We start from the raw sequence: 16216 nt of genomic DNA, 5'->3' as shown, positions 1-16216 counted from the left end.
GTGCGCTGGCTCGACGCCGCCACGCGAGCGATCACCCCGTGGGGGTGGGCGCTGCTGGCGACCGTCGCGATGGGCGTCGTGCTCGCGCGCTCGCTCGGCTGGACGGAGGCGCTCGTCGCCGCCGTCGCGGCCGCGGTGCTCGTGCTCGGCGCCATCCCGTGGATCGTCGGCGAGCGCTGGGCGCGCGCCCGCATCGGGCTGAGCGCCGAGCGCGTGCCGGTCGGCACCGAGGCGCTCGCGCTCGTCGAGGTGTCCCGCCCGACCCGCGCGGCGACGCCGCGGCAGGTCGACCTCGACATCGGCGACGAGGAGGCGGTGCTCGAGATCCCGCCGCTCGAGGTCGGCGGCCGGGTGCTGCGCAGCGTGCCGCTCGACACGAGCAGGCGCGGGCTGCGCTCCATCGGCCCGGCGACGATCATGCGCACCGACCCCTTCGGCGTGCTCGAGCGCCGGCACCGGCTGACCGAGACGCGCACGCTCGTCGTGCACCCGCGCGTCGTGCGGCTGCCGGGCGGCGCGGGCGGCATCGTGCGCGACCTCGACGGCGAGGCGGCCGCGGAGCGCACCGCCGACGACGTCTCCTTCCACAGCCTGCGCGAGTACGCGCCGGGCGACGACCGACGGCTCGTGCACTGGCGCTCGAGCGCCCGCCACGGGGCGCTGCTCGTGCGGCAGTTCGAGCCGTCGCGCCGCGCCGACACCCTGATCGTGCTCTCCACCGACCCCGCCGAGTACGACGGCGACGACTTCGAGCTCGCGCTGTCGCTCGTGGGCACGCTCGGCCTCGCGGCGATGGCCGACCGGCGCGCGCTCCGGGTCGTCGAGAGCCCGCGCACCGAGCGCGGAGCGGCGCAGCCGGTCGACTCGGCCACCCGCGAGCGCCTGCTCGACGCGCTCGCGGTGCTCGAGCCGCGCAGCGGCCACGGCATCGCCCAGGCGGCGCGCGCCTCGCGCGGCGCCGCGGCCGGCAGCGTCGCGTGGCTCATCACCGGCTCCACCGTGCCGCCGCGCACGCTCCGCACCGCGGCGAACGGCATGCCCGCGGGCGTCGTCTCGGTCGTCGTGCGGGCCGCGGTCGGCGCGCTGCCGTCGCGCTCGCGGCTCGGCGACGCCGACGTGGTCACGGTCGGCGCGATCGAGGACCTCTCGCGCGGCATGGGCTCGGCGGGCGGCACCCGATGATCGCGCGCGCCCCGAGCGTCGGGCTGCTGCTGCTCGCCATGGTCGCCGCGTGCCTGCCGATGTGGTGGATCTTCGGCACCCTGCAGCTCGTCGTGGCGCTCTCGGTCGCGCTGCTCGTCGGCACCGCCATCGCCTGGCTCGGCGCCGTGCGCCGCTGGAGCTCGCTGTCGATGCTGCTCACCGGGCTCGGGGCGCTCGCGCTGCTCGCCGTGCCGCTCACCGCCCCGCAGCGCATCGCGCGCGGCGAGTGGGCGCCGGCGCTGCTCGACGCGGGGGCGGCCGTCGTGCTCTCCTGGCGACGGCTGCTGACCATCGGGCTGCCCGTCGGCACCGACGACGCGCTGCTCATGGCGCCGGTGATCCTCGTGCTCTTCGGCGCGATCATCGGCGTCGCGATCGCGCTGCGCTCGCCGCGCGCCGAGGTGGCGGTGCTCGTGCCCTCGATGATCGCGACGTGGAGCATCCTCTGGGGGCCCCGCGACCTGCCGCTGCCCTGGCTCTCGGCGCTCGTGACGGTCGCGCCGCTCATCGCGTACGTCACGGTCGTCCGCCAGGCGCGTCGGCGCAGCCGGGCGCCCCGGGCGCTGTCCTCCCTCGCGCGCCGCGTCGGCGCGGGCACCGTCGTCGCGCTGCTCGCAGCCGGGGCGGCAGGCGCGGCCGGGGCGCTCGCCGACCTGCCGGAGCGCATCGTGCTGCGCGGCGACAGCCCCACGTCGGTGACGCTCGACGGCGCGTCGCCGATGGCCGCCTACCGCGGCTTCTGGGAGGCCGAGGCCCGCGACGCCGGACAGCTCACCGCCACCGGGCTCGAGGCCGGCGACCGCATCCGCCTCGCCGTGCTCGACCGCTACGACGGCGAGGTGCTGGGCGTCGCGCGCGCCGAGTTCGAGCGCGTCGCGAGCGCCGAGGAGGGCGAGGGCCGGCTGGTCGGCGTCACGGTCGGGCAGCTCGCGAGCCAGTGGCTGCCCGTCGTGGGCACGCCGTCGGCGATCCGCTTCGTCGGCGAGCGCTCCGACGTGCTCGCCGCCGGCCTGCACCGCGACGAGGCGCTCGACGCGCTGCTGGTCGAGCCCGGCATCCGGTCGGGTGACGGCTACCAGCTGCTCGTGCAGCCGGGCCCGGCGGTCGTCGGCGCCGAGGCGCTCGCGGCGCTCGAGCCCGCCGACCCGGTGCAGGGCGTGCCGGCGCTGCCCGACGACATGCTCGCCGCGCTCGCGGCGTGGACGGGCGACGCCGCCGCGCCGGGCGCGCGCCTCCAGGCGATGGTCGAGGGCCTGCGGGCCGACGGCTACGTGAGCCACGGCGTGCTCGAGGAGGAGGCGCCCTCGCGCCCCGGGCACTCGCTCGAGCGGCTCGACCGGCTCTTCGACGAGACGATGATCGGCGACGCCGAGCAGTACGCGACCGCCGCGATGCTGCTGGCGCGCCAGCTCGGCTTCGACTCGCGCGTCGTGCTCGGCTTCACGCCCGAGATCGTGCCCGGCCAGCCGACGACGGCCGTCGGGTCGGACGCGGATGCGTGGATCGAGGTGCGCACGGAGGCCGGCTGGGTGGGCGTCGACGTCGTGCCCGAGGAGCGACCGATCCCGGAGCAGGAGCAGGGCGCGCCCGCGGTGGTGGAGGAGCCGCCCGCGCAGCAGGCGCCCGCCCCGGCGCCGGGCGGGCAGGAGCAAGGCGCGGACCCGGCCGCGCCGAGCGCGCCGGAGGACACCGGTGCGGGCCTGTCGCGCCTGCTCGAGACGCTCGCCGCGATCGCGGCGGTGCTCGGCATGCTCGCGCTCATCGCCGCGCTGCCGGTCGGACTCATCGTCGCGAAGATCGTGCGCCGACGTCGGCGACGGCGCGCCGACGAGCCGCGCGACCGCGCGGTGGGCGCGTGGGCCGAGGTCGTCGACGGGCTGCGCGACCGCGGAGAGCTCGCCGAGGCCGAGGGCACGCGCGTCGAGCAGGCGGGGGCGGATCCCCGCATGCGCGAGCTCGCGCACCGGGTCGACCGCGCCGTGTTCGCCGCGCAGCCGCCGACCGAGCCCGAGATCGACGCGGCCTGGTCGCTGAGCGCCGCGGTGCTCGCCGCGCGCGACGAGGGCGGCAGGCGGCTGCGGCCGCTGCTCGCCCGGCTGAACCCCGCCTCGCTCGTGCGCCGGTAGCGCTCTCCACAGGTGCGGGCGCGCGCCGTGCGTGCCGGGGTCGCCGCGGCGCATCCTGCCGCCATGGAGACCCGCATCGACCTGCCGAGGCCGCCCGTCGACCCCGAGCCCGCCTCGTTCCCGGTGCTCGCGAGCCTCGCGCCGGTGCTCGGCGCCGGGGCGATGTGGCTGCTGCTGCAGACGCCCACGGTGCTGGTGTTCGCGCTGCTCGGCCCCGTGATCGCGCTCGCCTCGCTCGGCGACGGCCGGAGGGTGCGCCGCCGGCGCCAGCGCCGGGAGGCGGCGAGGTGGCGCGCCGAGATCGCCGACGCCGAGGCCCGCGTCGACGCGGCGCTCGACGAGCGGCGGCGCGAGCTCCGTGCTGCGAGCCCCGGCCCGCGCGCGGTCGCGGCGAGGCCGCCGCACGACCCCCACCGCTGGCGTCGCTCGGCGGATGCGCCGGTGCCCGTCGTGCTCGGCACGGGACCGCTGCCGAGCGGCATCGTCGTCGACGGCGCCGTGCCCGCCGCCGACCCCGCGGTGCGGCGCCTCGGCGCGGCCGAGCAGGCGGCGCGGCTGCGGTCGGCGGCCGCGGTCGTCGACGGACCTGTCGTCGCCGACGCGCGCGACGGTCTCGGGTTCGTCGGCCCGCTGCCGATCGCGACCGCGCTCGCGCGATCGGCGCTCGTGCAGGCGCTCGATGCGGTGCCGCCGGACGCCGCGGAGGTGATCGCGCCCGACGACGCCGCGTGGGACTGGCTCGACGGCGTCCCGCACCGGCTGCACCGCGAGCCCGGCACCGCGGTGCGCATCGTGGGCGACGGCGTGGAGGTGACGATCGCCGTCGCGCCGGACGCCTCGCTCCTGCCGCGCGAGTGCCGCACGGTCGTGCGCGCCGCGCTCGACGTGGCGCGCACGGGGGAGCGCTCATGCGCGCCGGCCGCCATCACGGCGCTCGAGGCGGCGCAGGCGGTCGGGACGCTCGCGGACGCCGCCGAGCACGCGGGCCTCAGGCGCTCCGGCGGGCTGCCGTCGCACGTCGAGCTCGAGGCGCTCCCGATCGCCGCGGGCGGGCTCGCGGCCGCGTTCCTCGCCGCCGAGGCTCCCATCGAGCTCGACCTCGTGCGCGACGGCCCGCACGCGGTGGTCGGCGGCACGACGGGCTCCGGCAAGAGCGAGCTGCTCATCGCCTGGGTCGCCGCGATGGCCGCGGGGCGCTCGACCGAGGAGGTCTCGTTCCTGCTCGTCGACTTCAAGGGCGGGGCCTCCTTCGCACCGCTCGAGGGCCTCGCGCACTGCGTCGGCGTCATGACCGACCTCGACGAGGGCGGGGCGCGTCGCGCGATCGAGAGCCTCCGCGCGGAGCTGCGCCGGCGGGAGCGCCTCCTCGCGGGGCAGGGGGCGCGCTCGATCGACGAGGCGGTCGGCGTGCCGCGCCTCGTGATCGTCGTCGACGAGTTCGCGGCGATGCTGCAGGAGCTGCCCGACCTGCACCGGCTGTTCGTCGACCTCGCCGCCCGCGGACGCTCGCTCGGCGTGCACCTCGTGCTCTGCACGCAGCGGCCGGCCGAGGCGGTGCGCGACGCGCTGCTCGCCAACTGCGGCATCCGCATCTCGCTGCGGGTCACCGACGAGCACGACGCCGTCGCCGTCACCGGCAGCGCCGAGCCGGCCGCGATCCCGCTCGATGCGCGCGGACGCTGCGTCGTGCGCGTCGCGGGCGGCGAGACCCGGGCGGCGCAGGCGGCGCTCGCGAGCCCCGCCCACCTCGAGCGGCTCGTCGCCGCGTCGGCGCGCATGCCCCGCCCCGCGAGGCCGTGGTGCGAGCCGCTGCCGGCGCGGCTGCCGCTCGCCGACGTGGATGCCGCAGCCGGGGCGAGCGCAGGTGCGAGCGACGCGGTGCGGCTCGGGCTCGTCGACCGGCCGGCCGAGCAGCGCGTCGCACCCGTGCGCTGGCGGCCGGCGCTCGACGGGCCGCTGCTCGCCGTCGGCGGCGCCGCGAGCGGCCGCTCCACCCTCGCCGAGCTCGTCGCGGCGCAGCTCGGCACCGCCGTCGTCGACCGCGAGGATGCGCTGTGGGACGCGCTCCACGAGCCCGGCCCGCTCGTCGTCGACGACCTCGACCTGCAGCTCGCGCGGCTCGGGGAGGAGCAGCAGGCGGTCGTCGTGCAGCTGCTGCAGCGGCGCATGCGCGAGGGAGTGCCCGTCGCGCTCACCGCCCGCCGCGTCTCGAGCGCGATGGCGCAGGTCGCGCCGCTCGCCGAGGTGCGCATCCTGCTGCGCATCGCGAGCAGGCAGGAGCACATCGTCGCCGGCGGCACCGGCCAGCTGCACGACGCCTCGCTGCCGCCCGGCGCCGGCTGGCTGCACGACGAGCGCGTGCAGCTCGCGCTGCCCGAGGCGCCGGTGCCGCGCCGTCGGCCGCGGTCGGTGCCGCTGCGCTCCGAGCGCGTGGCGGTGGTGCTGGGGGCGGGCGCCGACGTGCCGGCGGCGCTCGCCCGGGCGGCGGCGAGGCCGGGGGCGGATGCGTCGGCCGACGTCGTGCTCGGCACGGTCGGGGAGTGGGAGGCGGCCTGGGGCGAGCTCGACCGGCTGCGCGCCGAGCGCCCCGTGGTCGTCCTCGGCGTCGACGAGCGCCAGCTGCGGCAGGTGCTGCGGCACGCGCCCGCGCCGCCGCCGATGCGCACGGCGCCCGCCTGGGTGCTCGAGGGCGGTCGCTTCGAGCGGCTCCGCTACGCCAGCAGCGAGGCGACCGGTGCGGCCTGAGCGCCGAGCGCCGAGGCGACGCCCTCGTGAGCGACGCGGCCACCGGCCGTGTTCAGTCCCGCCGCCAGGCCCGCATCCGCTCGCAGCGCCTCGCGCCAGCCGAGGTCGGCGATCCGCACGGTGGCGTGCAGCGTGGCGTTCGTGAGCGCCTCGGTCGACGTGCGCGGCACCGCGCCGGGCAGGTTCGCGACGCACGCGAAGACCGTCCCGTGCACGCGGAAGCTCGGCTGCCGGTGCGTCGTGGGGCGGGAGTCGGCGAAGCAGCCGCCCTGGTCGATCGCGATGTCGACGAGCACGGAGCCCGGGCGCATGCGCGCGACGAGCTCGGTGGAGACGAGCTTCGGCGCCCGCGCGCCGGGGATGAGCACCGAGCCGATCACGAGGTCGGCGTCGGCGACCGCCTGGTCGACCGTGACGCGGTTGGAGTGCAGCGTCTGCACGCGTCCGCCGTAGAGGGCGTCGAACTGCCGCAGCCGCGGCAGCGACACGTCGAGCACCGTCACGCGCGAGCCGAGGCCGACGGCCATCTCGACCGCCGCCGTGCCCGCGACGCCGCCTCCGAGCACGACGGTGTGGCCGGCGCGCGTGCCCGGCACGCCGCCGAGCAGCAGCCCGGCGCCGCCGGCGGGCGCCGTCAGCAGCGAGGCGCCCTGCGTCACCGACAGGCGGCCGGCGACCTCGCTCATGGGCGCGAGCATCGGCAGCGACCCGTCCGGCGCCCGCACCGTCTCGTAGGCGATCGCGGTCGTGCCGCGCTCGAGCAGCGCCTGCGCGAGCTCCGGCGCCGCGGCCAGGTGCAGGTAGGCGAACAGCGTCAGGTCGTCGCGCAGCAGGCCCAGCTCGTGCTCGACCGGCTCCTTGACCTTGAGCACCAGCTCGGCCGACCACGCCTCCTCGGCCGTCGCGACGATCCGCGCGCCGGCAGCCTCGTAGGCCTCGTCGGGGATGCCGCTGCCGGCGCCCGCGCCCGTCTCGACCAGCACCTCGTGGCCGTGCGCCACGAGCTCCGTGGCGCCGGTCGCGGTGAGCGCGACCCGCGCCTCGTCGGTCTTGATCTCGCGCGGGACGCCGACGAGCATCAGGCCGTCTTCGACGACGCCATCGCGCGGTCGATCACCTCGACGGCCTCGCGCAGCTGGTCGTCGGTGATCGCGAGGCTCGGCAGGAACCGCAGCACGTTGTAGTCCGTGCCCGCGGTGAGCACGAGCACGCCGTCGAGGCCCGCCGCCTGCGAGATCGGCGCGGCGGGGATCGGCGCGCCCGACTCGGGGTCGATGAGCTCGACCGCGAGCATCGCGCCGCGGCCGCGCACCTCGATGATCTCGGGGTGGCGCTCGGCCAGCTCGTCGAGCAGGGGCCGCAGCACGCGCTCGATGCGCTGCGCCTCGCCGTTCAGGTCGTTCGCCTCGATCTGCTCGAAGACCGCGACGGCGGCGGCGCACGAGACGGGGTTGCCGCCGAAGGTGCCCCCGATGCCGCCGGTGTGCACGGAGTCCATGATCTCGGCGCGGCCGGTGACGCCCGCGAGCGGCATGCCGCCGGCGATGCCCTTCGCCGAGAGCACCATGTCGGGCACCCAGCCGAAGTGCTCGGAGGCGAACGTCGCGCCCGTGCGGCAGATGCCGGACTGCACCTCGTCGGCGATCATGACGACGCCGTTGGCCGTGCACCACTCCTGCATCGCGGGCAGGTAGCCGTCGGCGGGCACGATGAAGCCGCCCTCGCCCTGGATGGGCTCGATCACGAGGCAGGCGAGGTCGCTCACGCCCACGTGCTTCTCGAGGTAGTACTGCGTGCGCTCGGCCGCCTCGGCGCCGTCGAGGCCGTCGTGGAGCGGGTAGGAGCCCGGCGCGTGGAAGATGTCGGAGGCGAGCGGGCCCATGCCGGTGGCGTAGGGCGCGGGCTTGAAGTTCATCGTCATCGTCAGGTTCGTGCGGCCGTGGTAGCCGTGCTCGACGACGGCGACCGCGCGGCGGCCGGTGAACTTGCGGGCGATCTTCACGCCGTTCTCGACGGCCTCGGAGCCGGAGTTGACGAAGAACGACTTCTTGTCGTGGTCGCCGGGGGTGTGGGCGGCGAGGTACTCGGCGACGCGCACGTACGGCTCGTAGGGGGTCGTGCCGAACAGCGAGTGCGTGAGCTTGCCGACCTGCTCGCGCACGGCCGCGACGACCGCGTCGTTCGTGTGGCCGACGGTCGTGACGCCGATGCCGCAGCCGAGGTCGATGAAGCGGTTGCCGTCGACGTCGGTGATGATGGCGTCGTGCGCCTCCGCGATGAACACGGGGAGCTGGTGCGGGACGCCCTGGGGCACGGCGGCGGCCTTGCGCTCGAGGAGCGCGCGGCTGTTCGGGCCGGGGATCTCGGTGACGACGGAGCGGGACGGCGCGGAAACGGCGGTGTCGGTCATGTGCCCGATCCTACGCCGCCGTGCGGCCTACGCTGGGGCCATGCCGATGCGCCACGCCTACGCCGTCGATGTCGAGTGGACCGGTGCCGGTGCCGAGGGCACCAGCACCTACCGCTCCTACACCCGCGACCACGTGGTGCGGGTCGAGGGCCTGCCCGACATCCTCGGCTCCGCCGACCCGACCTTCCGCGGCGACCGCGGCCGGCACAACCCCGAGCAGCTGCTGCTCGCGGCGCTCGCGCAGTGCCACATGCTCAGCTACCTCCACCAGGCGGCGAGCCGCGGCATCGTCGTCACCGCCTACCGCGACGCGGCGACGGGCGAGATGGAGACCGCCGGCACCGGGGGCCGCTTCACGCGCGCGGTGCTGCACCCGGTGGTGACCATCGCGGATGCGGCCCGGGCGGCGGACGCGCTCGACGCGCACCTGCAGGCCGGCCGCGACTGCTTCATCGCCGCATCCGTCGCCTTCCCCGTGCTCCACGAGCCGACCATCGTCGTCGACGGCGAGGTCGTCGCCCGGCACGGCGCCGCGACGGGCGGGGAGCTCTGATGGCCGAGCGCGCGCCGAGCGGCGAGCGCCGCCGCATCCTGCTGCTCGGGTCGACCGGCTCGATCGGCACGCAGACGCTCGACGTCGTCCGCGCGAACCCGCGCCGGTTCGAGGTCGTCGGGCTCGTCGCGGGCAGCGACCGCGCGGGTCTCGAGGCACAGCAGGCCGAGTTCGGCGGCGAGGCGGCGCTCGGCGCCGACGCGGCCGTGACGATGATCGAGTCGGTCGAGTGCGACGTCGTCGTCAACGGCATCACCGGCTCCGTCGGCCTCGCCCCGACCCTCGCCGCCCTCGACGCCGGCCGCACGCTCGCGCTCGCCAACAAGGAGTCGCTCATCGCCGGCGGCGACCTCGTGATGTCGCGCGCGGCGCCCGGGCAGATCGTGCCGGTCGACTCCGAGCACTCCGCGATCGCGCAGTGCCTGCGCGCCGGCGACCACGGCGAGGTGCGCCGGCTCGTGCTCACCGCGTCGGGCGGCCCGTTCCGGGGCTGGAGCCGCGAGCGCATGGCGGCCGTGAACCCGGCGGATGCGCTGGCCCACCCGACGTGGGACATGGGCCCGATGGTCACGACCAACTCGGCGACGCTCGTGAACAAGGGGCTCGAGGTGATCGAGGCGCACCTGCTGTTCGACATCCCGCTCGACCGCATCGACGTGACCGTGCACCCGCAGTCGATCGTGCACTCGATGGTCGAGTTCGTCGACGGCTCGACGATCGCGCAGGCGTCGCCGCCCGACATGCGCCTGCCGATCTCGCTCGGCCTCGACTGGCCGCACCGCGTCGCCGGCGTCGGGGCGCCGCTCGACTGGACCCGCGCATCCGCCTGGACCTTCGAGCCGCTCGACGAGGCGGCGTTCCCGGCGGTGGCGCTCGCGAAGAGCGTCGGCCGCTCGGGCTCGACCTACCCGGCGGTCTTCAACGCCGCCAACGAGCAGGCGGTGCGCGCCTTCCACCTGGGCGAGATCGGCTTCCTCGACATCATCCCCGCGATCGAGCGCGTGCTCGAGCAGCACGAGCCGGGCGGGCTGACGCTCGAGGGCGTGCTGCATGCCGAGCGCTGGGCGCGCCGCACGGCCGACGAGATCTGCGGCGTCGGCCGCTAGGCCGCTCGGCCGCTAGGCGGGGTCGACGACCACCACGGCGTCGGAGGCGTCGATCGCCTCGACGACGGCGCCCGCGTCGTCCCACCAGCGGGCGTAGTGGTCGGGGTCGCGGTTGATCTGCACCGCGTGCGCGACGCGCGTCGGCGGGAGCGCGTCGCGCCCCTCGAGCTCGGCGAGCGCCCGGTAGAAGAGCACGGCCGAGCCGTACGCATCCATGCGCACCTCGTACGGCCCCCACGGGTCCCGCTGCTGGAAGAGGCCGCGCGAGTCGGGCCCGGCCCGGTCGCCTCGGTCGATGACGCGCAGGCTCGACTCGCCCATCGCGGTCATGACCGCGACGCGCACGTCGCGCTCCGACATCCCCAGGTCGCGCCCGGCCTGCATGACGATCGCGGCGTTCGCGAGCTGCTGGCCGCTCCACCCGGCGACCGCGGCCGGCAGCCTGCCCTCGACGGTCGCGCTCTGCTGCGCGGGGTCGGGCGCGGGGCGCGCGACGATCCACGCGAGGAGCACCACGAGCAGCAGCCCGATCGCGCCCAGCACGATGCCGCGGCCGTCGGAGGACGACCGGGGGACGCGCTCGGCGACGCGTGCAGGGCCAGCTGCCATGCGCGTCAGCGTAGGCACATCGGCTATGGGGCTAGCCTGAGCGGCGATGGAAGCCGTCCTCCTCTACATCCTGGGCGTGCTCGTCGTCGTGGTCGGCCTCGCCGTCTCGATCGGCCTGCACGAGCTGGGCCACCTGTGGCCCGCGAAGGCCTTCGGCGTGCGCGTCGGCCAGTGGATGATCGGCTTCGGCCCGACCCTGGTCTCCTTCCGCCGCGGCGAGACCGAGTACGGCGTGAAGGCCATCCCGCTCGGCGGCTACATCTCGATGTCGGGCATGTTCCCGCCGCTCAAGGCCGGCGGGGAGTCGAGGGATGCGTCGACGGGCTTCTTCGACACGCTCGTGCAGGATGCGCGGGCCACGAGCGCCGACTCCATCCACGAGGGCGAGGAGGGCAGGGCGTTCTGGCGCCTCGCCACCTGGAAGCGCATCGTGATCATGCTCGGCGGGCCGCTCATGAACCTGCTGCTCGCGATCGTGCTCTACGGCGTCGTGCTGAGCGGCTTCGGCATCGCGGTGCCGTCGACGACCGTCTCGACCGTCTCGGAGTGCGTGATCCCGGCATCGGAGGAGCGGCAGGAGTGCGAGGCTGCCGATCCGCTCGCGCCCGCAGCCGAGGCGGGCATGCTCCCGGGCGACACGATCGTCAGCATCGGCGGCGAGCCGGTCGCCGGGTGGGAGGACGTGCAGACCGCGATCCGCGAGCTCGCGGGCCGCGAGACGGCGTTCGTCGTCGAGCGCGACGGCGCCGAGCGGACGCTCCAGGTGACGCCGCTCGCGACAGAGCGCTACGTCTTCGACGACCGCGGCGAGCAGGTCGAGGTCGACGGGGAGCCCGTGACCGAGACGGTCGGCTTCGTGGGCGTCGGCCCGCAGTACGTCGTCGAGCAGCAGCCGCTCGGCGCGGTGCTGCCGGCGGTGGGCGACAACGTCGTGCGCGTGGGCGAGCTGATCCTCAACCTGCCCCAGCGGCTCGTCGACGTGGCCGAGGCGGCCTTCGGGCCGGGGGAGCGCGACCCGAACGGGCCCATGTCGGTCGTCGGCGTCGGCCGCATGGCGGGCGAGATCGCGGCGCTCGACCAGGTGCCGGTGCTCGAGCGCATGAGCGCGATGCTGCAGCTGCTCGCGAGCCTCAACGTGGCGCTGTTCGTCTTCAACCTCATCCCGCTCATGCCGCTCGACGGCGGGCACATCCTGGGCGCGATCATCGACGCGGTGCGGCGCGGATGGGCGAAGGTGCGCGGCACCGTGGCGCAGCCGCTCGACACCGCGAAGTGGGTGCCGGTGACGCTCGTCGTCACGGGCGTGCTCGGCGTGATGAGCGCGCTGCTCATCTACGCCGACATCGTGAAGCCCATCAGCCTCTTCGGCGGGTAGGGCTGCGGCTCAGCCGTTGCGCCGGCGCGCTGACTCGTCGCCGAGCAGGTCGAGGCCGTCGAAGAGGTCGGGGGCGGGCGCCGCGGGAGGCGCGGATGCGGCCGGCGCCGCCGACGGCACGGCGCGCGTCACGCCGCCGAACCCGGGCCCCGCATCCGGCACGAGGCCGCGCTGATACGCGGCGGCCGCGCCGTTCGCGAGCCGGTCGGCCGCCTCGTTGAGCGGGTGGCCCGCGTGGCCGCGCACCCACTCGAAGCGCACCACGCCGCCCTCGGCCTTCCGCGCAGCCATCAGCCGGTCGAGCTCCTCGAGCAGCTCGCGGTTCATCACCGGCTTGCCGTCGGCCTTCCGCCAGCCCTTGCGCTTCCAGCCCGCCATCCACTTCGTCACCGAGTTGATGACGTACTGGCTGTCGCAGAGGATGAGCAGCTCGTCGACGCCCGCGCTCTGGCGCAGCAGGTCGACGACCGCGGCCAGCTCGCCGATGTTGTTCGTGCCCTGCGGCTGCCCGCCCGCGGCCCAGCGCGCCTCGTCGACGTACCAGCCCCATCCGGTGGGGCCGGGGTTGCCGAGGGAGGAGCCGTCTGCTGCTGCGGTGATCACCCATCGAGTGTGCCAGCCGATCGCGGCGGTCCTGACAGGAGCGGAGCGTAGGCTTGCACCATGGCAGCCATCAACCTCGGGAGCCCCGCCCCGCTCACGCTCGCGCCGCGTCGCAAGACCCGGCAGATCAAGGTGGGGAAGGTGCTCGTCGGGGGCGACGCGCCCGTGTCGGTGCAGTCGATGACGACGACCAAGACCACCGACATCAACGCGACGCTGCAGCAGATCGCCGAGCTCACCGCCACCGGCTGCGACATCGTGCGCGTCGCGGTGCCGAGCCAGGACGATGCCGACGTGCTGCACATCATCGCCAAGAAGTCGCAGATCCCGGTGATCGCCGACATCCACTTCCAGCCGAAGTACGTGTACCAGGCCATCGACGCCGGCTGCGCGGCCGTGCGCGTCAACCCCGGCAACATCCGCAAGTTCGACGACCAGGTCGGCGAGATCGCCAAGCGCGCGAAGGCCGCGGGCGTGAGCCTCCGCATCGGCGTGAACGCGGGCAGCCTCGACCCGCGCCTGCTCGAGAAGTACGGCAAGGCGACGCCCGAGGCGCTCGTCGAGTCGGCGGTCTGGGAGGCGAGCCTGTTCGAGGAGCACGACTTCCACGACTTCAAGATCTCGGTCAAGCACAACGACCCGGTCGTGATGGTGAAGGCCTACCGCATGCTCTCCGAGCGCGGCGACTGGCCGCTGCACCTCGGCGTCACCGAGGCCGGCCCCGCCTTCCAGGGCACGATCAAGTCGGCGACGGCCTTCGGCATCCTGCTCTCCGAGGGCATCGGCGACACCGTCCGCGTCTCGCTCTCGGCGCCGCCCGCCGAGGAGGTCAAGGTGGGCCTGCAGATCCTGCAGTCGCTCAACCTGCGCGAGCGCAAGCTCGAGATCGTCTCCTGCCCCTCGTGCGGCCGCGCGCAGGTCGACGTCTACACGCTCGCCGACGACGTCACCGAGGGCCTGAAGGACGTGCAGGTGCCCCTGCGCGTCGCGGTCATGGGATGCGTCGTGAACGGCCCGGGCGAGGCGCGCGAGGCCGACCTCGGGGTCGCCTCGGGCAACGGCAAGGGCCAGATCTTCATCAAGGGCGAGGTCGTGAAGACCGTGCCCGAGTCGGAGATCGTCGCGACCCTCATCGAGGAGGCGCGCAAGCTCGCCGACGAGCAGGGCCTGCCCGCGGGCGAGGCCGAAGTCATCACCGTCTGACGTGACGGCCGCGCCGAAGGAGCAGCCGGCGGCGCATCCCGCGCAGCGCCGCACGCTCACCGTGCTGTCGATCGCGCAGGCGCTCGGCGGCCTCTCGAACGGCGTCGCGCTCGGCGTGGGCTCGCTGCTCGTCGCTCAGGTGACCGGGCGCGAGGAGCTCGCGGGCCTCGCCGCGACCCTGCTCACGCTCGGCGGGGCCGCGCTCGCGGTGCCGCTCGCGAAGCTCGCGCAGCGGCGCGGCCGCCGCGTCTCGCTCACCACCGGCGCCCTGCTCGCGCTCGCGGGCGCCGTGACGCTCGCCGTCGGCGGCGCGCTCGACGCGCCGTGGATCGTGCTGCCGGGCTTCTTCGTGCTCGGCGGCGCGATGGCCGTCAACCTGCAGTCGCGCTTCGCCGCCACCGACCTCTCGACGCCCGAGCGTCGCGGCCGCGACCTCGCGCTCGTCGTCTGGATGACGACCATCGGCGTGATCGTCGGCCCCAACCTCATCGGGCCGGGCGACGCGCTCGGCGTCTCGCTGGGGCTGCCGAGCCTCGTCGGGGCGTACGTCATCTCGGCCGCCGCGATGGCGGTGACGGCGGCGGTGCTGTGGTCGTCGCTGCGGCCCGACCCGCTGCTGGAGAGCCGCATGGGCGTGCCGGTCGAGGCCGAGGCTCCCCGCCTGCGCCTCGCGGCGCATCCGCGCGCCCTCGCCGCCGTCGTCGCGGTCGCCGCGGCGCACGCGACCATGGTGGGCGTCATGGCGCTCACGCCCGTGCACCTCGACCACGCCGGCCAGGCGCTCGGCGTGATCGGCTTCACGATGAGCGCCCACACGGCCGGCATGTACGCCCTCTCGCCCGTCTTCGGCTGGCTCACCGACCGCGTCGGGGCGCGGGCGACGGTGCTCGCTGGTGCGGGCATCCTGCTGCTGGCGGTGCTCGCCAACCTGCTGCTGCCCGTCGCGCTCGCGCCCGTCGGCCTCGCGCTGCTCGGCCTCGGCTGGAGCGCCTCGACGGTCGCCGGCTCGACGCTCGTCGCCGCCGCCGTCGAGCCGCGCCTGCGGCCCGCGCTCCAGGGCCGCAGCGACCTCGTGATGGGGCTCTCGGGCGCCGCAGCCGGCGCCGCCGCCGGCCCGCTGCTGGGCCTCGCGGGCTACGGCGGGCTCAACCTCGCGATGCTGCCGGTGATCGCGACGGTCGCCGTCGCGGCGGTGCTCGCCACCCGCTCAGCACGAGCAGATAGCGTGACCGGGGCGACAGCCCCCACGACCGACTGAAGGAGCGCCGCGTGTCCAATGCAGTCCCCGGCAGGGACCCGATCACGCCCGAGGAGCTCGAGCGCGCCAAGGCCATCGTGCGGTCGATCGAGCAGTCGTTCCAGTCGACCGTCGTCGGCCAGCACCAGCTGCTGCGCTCCCTGCTCGTCGCGCTCCTGACGGGCGGCCACGTGCTCATGGAGTCGGTGCCGGGCCTCGCGAAGACGACCGCGGCCGCGACCCTCGCGCGCTCGGTCTCGGCCTCCTTCCACCGCATCCAGTGCACGCCCGACCTGCTGCCGAGCGACATCGTCGGCACGCAGATCTACGACCAGCACTCGGGCGACTTCCGCACGCAGCTCGGCCCCGTGCACGCGAACTTCGTGCTGCTCGACGAGATCAACCGCTCGAGCGCCAAGACGCAGTCGGCGATGCTCGAGGCGATGCAGGAGCGGCAGACGTCGATCGGCGGCGAGACGCACGCGCTGCCGGAGCCGTTCCTCGTGCTCGCGACCCAGAACCCCATCGAGCAGGAGGGCACGTACACGCTGCCCGAGGCGCAGCTCGACCGCTTCCTGCTCAAGGAGGTGCTCACCTACCCGACGCCGACGGAGGAGGCCGAGATCGTGCGTCGCGCCGAGACCGGCGTGTTCGAGCGCGGCCACGACGGGCCGGTCGCGTCGCTCGACGACGTGCGATTCCTGCAGTCGCTCGTGAAGCGCGTCTACGTCGACCAGGCGATCACCAACTACGTCGTGCAGCTCATGTACGTCACGCGGCACGCCGAGGAGTACATCGGGGCGCAGCTCGCGGGCTACATCGAGTACGGCGCGAGCCCGCGCGGCTCGCTGTCGTTCTCGATGGCGTCGCGCGCGCTCGCGCTCGTGCAGGGCCGCGACTGGGTGATCCCGGAGGACGTCAAGGACCTGCGCCACGCCGTGCTGCGCCACCGCCTCATCCTCGGCTACGAGGCCGAGGCCGACGGCGTCGCGAGCGAGCAGATCATCGACGCCGTCTTCGGCGCCGTGCGCACGCCGTAGGAGCGG

General features: G+C 75.4%; 13 protein-coding genes. 9 read left to right on the top strand and 4 right to left on the bottom strand.

Annotation, left to right across the window (positions count from 1 at the left end):
• The 3 genes from J2X49_RS00475 (at window position 1) to J2X49_RS00465 (ending at window position 6074) form a co-directional block, all read left to right on the top strand.
• Complete coding sequence (locus tag J2X49_RS00475) at window positions 1–1182, top strand: DUF58 domain-containing protein (RefSeq protein ID WP_310121184.1); 1182 nt, start codon at window positions 1–3, stop codon at window positions 1180–1182.
• Window positions 1179–3329 (top strand): transglutaminase domain-containing protein, encoded by a 2151-nt coding sequence (locus J2X49_RS00470; RefSeq protein WP_310121182.1) that lies wholly within the window; start codon window positions 1179–1181, stop codon window positions 3327–3329. Before J2X49_RS00475 ends, J2X49_RS00470 begins: the two co-directional genes overlap by 4 nt.
• Window positions 3330–3392: 63 nt before the next feature.
• Window positions 3393–6074 carry an FtsK/SpoIIIE domain-containing protein gene (locus J2X49_RS00465; RefSeq protein WP_310121181.1) on the top strand — a complete coding sequence of 894 codons (2682 nt, stop codon included), beginning with the start codon at window positions 3393–3395 and terminating at the stop codon, window positions 6072–6074.
• Here the strand turns inward: J2X49_RS00465 and ald are convergent.
• Window positions 6041–7153, bottom strand: a complete 1113-nt coding sequence (ald, locus tag J2X49_RS00460) for an alanine dehydrogenase (protein WP_310121179.1) — start codon at window positions 7151–7153, stop codon at window positions 6041–6043. The genes J2X49_RS00465 and ald overlap by 34 nt on opposite strands.
• Window positions 7153–8484, bottom strand: a complete 1332-nt coding sequence (locus J2X49_RS00455) for an aminotransferase class III-fold pyridoxal phosphate-dependent enzyme (RefSeq protein ID WP_128190364.1) — start codon at window positions 8482–8484, stop codon at window positions 7153–7155. The genes ald and J2X49_RS00455 overlap by 1 nt, the downstream gene beginning before the upstream one ends.
• Before the next feature lie 40 nt (window positions 8485–8524).
• Here J2X49_RS00455 and J2X49_RS00450 point away from each other — a divergent pair, with 40 nt between their 5' ends.
• Window positions 8525–9037, top strand: coding sequence for an OsmC family protein (locus tag J2X49_RS00450; protein ID WP_128190363.1), 513 nt, complete (start codon window positions 8525–8527; stop codon window positions 9035–9037).
• Window positions 9037–10143 carry a 1-deoxy-D-xylulose-5-phosphate reductoisomerase gene (gene dxr, locus J2X49_RS00445; protein ID WP_310121177.1) on the top strand — a complete coding sequence of 369 codons (1107 nt, stop codon included), beginning with the start codon at window positions 9037–9039 and terminating at the stop codon, window positions 10141–10143. The genes J2X49_RS00450 and dxr overlap by 1 nt, the downstream gene beginning before the upstream one ends.
• Before the next feature lie 12 nt (window positions 10144–10155).
• Here the strand turns inward: dxr and J2X49_RS00440 are convergent, their stop codons facing one another.
• Entirely contained in the window at window positions 10156–10752 is a 597-nt protein-coding gene (locus tag J2X49_RS00440) for a DHH family phosphoesterase (protein WP_128190361.1), read from the bottom strand.
• A gap of 46 nt (window positions 10753–10798) precedes the next feature.
• On the opposite strand from J2X49_RS00440, the gene J2X49_RS00435 reads away from it, so the two are divergent.
• Entirely contained in the window at window positions 10799–12127 is a 1329-nt protein-coding gene (locus tag J2X49_RS00435; protein ID WP_128190360.1) for an RIP metalloprotease, read from the top strand.
• A 9-nt stretch (window positions 12128–12136) separates the two neighbouring features.
• Here the strand turns inward: J2X49_RS00435 and J2X49_RS00430 are convergent, their stop codons facing one another.
• A complete protein-coding gene (locus tag J2X49_RS00430; protein WP_310121174.1) occupies window positions 12137–12730 on the bottom strand; it encodes a ribonuclease H in 594 nt (197 codons plus the stop codon).
• Between the two features lie 60 nt (window positions 12731–12790).
• On the opposite strand from J2X49_RS00430, the gene ispG reads away from it, so the two are divergent.
• Genes ispG through J2X49_RS00415 form a run of 3 tightly spaced genes read left to right on the top strand, consistent with a single transcriptional unit; the run spans window position 12791 to window position 16210 of the window.
• Complete coding sequence (ispG, locus tag J2X49_RS00425) at window positions 12791–13933, top strand: flavodoxin-dependent (E)-4-hydroxy-3-methylbut-2-enyl-diphosphate synthase (RefSeq protein WP_310121172.1); 1143 nt, start codon at window positions 12791–12793, stop codon at window positions 13931–13933.
• Between the two features lies 1 nt (window position 13934).
• The gene (locus J2X49_RS00420) at window positions 13935–15191 is read left to right on the top strand and encodes an MFS transporter (RefSeq protein WP_310121171.1); all 1257 of its coding nucleotides are present in this window, start codon (window positions 13935–13937) and stop codon (window positions 15189–15191) included.
• 11 nt (window positions 15192–15202) lie between these two features.
• The gene (locus J2X49_RS00415) at window positions 15203–16210 is read left to right on the top strand and encodes a MoxR family ATPase (RefSeq protein WP_246990692.1); all 1008 of its coding nucleotides are present in this window, start codon (window positions 15203–15205) and stop codon (window positions 16208–16210) included.
• Window positions 16211–16216: the final 6 nt, after the last annotated feature.

It is taken from the genome of Agrococcus sp. BE272, assembly GCF_031457935.1.
Taxonomy (GTDB): domain Bacteria; phylum Actinomycetota; class Actinomycetes; order Actinomycetales; family Microbacteriaceae; genus Agrococcus; species Agrococcus sediminis.
The sequence above is the reverse complement of the archived record's forward strand: the minus strand, read 5'-3'. Positions and strand labels throughout refer to the sequence as shown.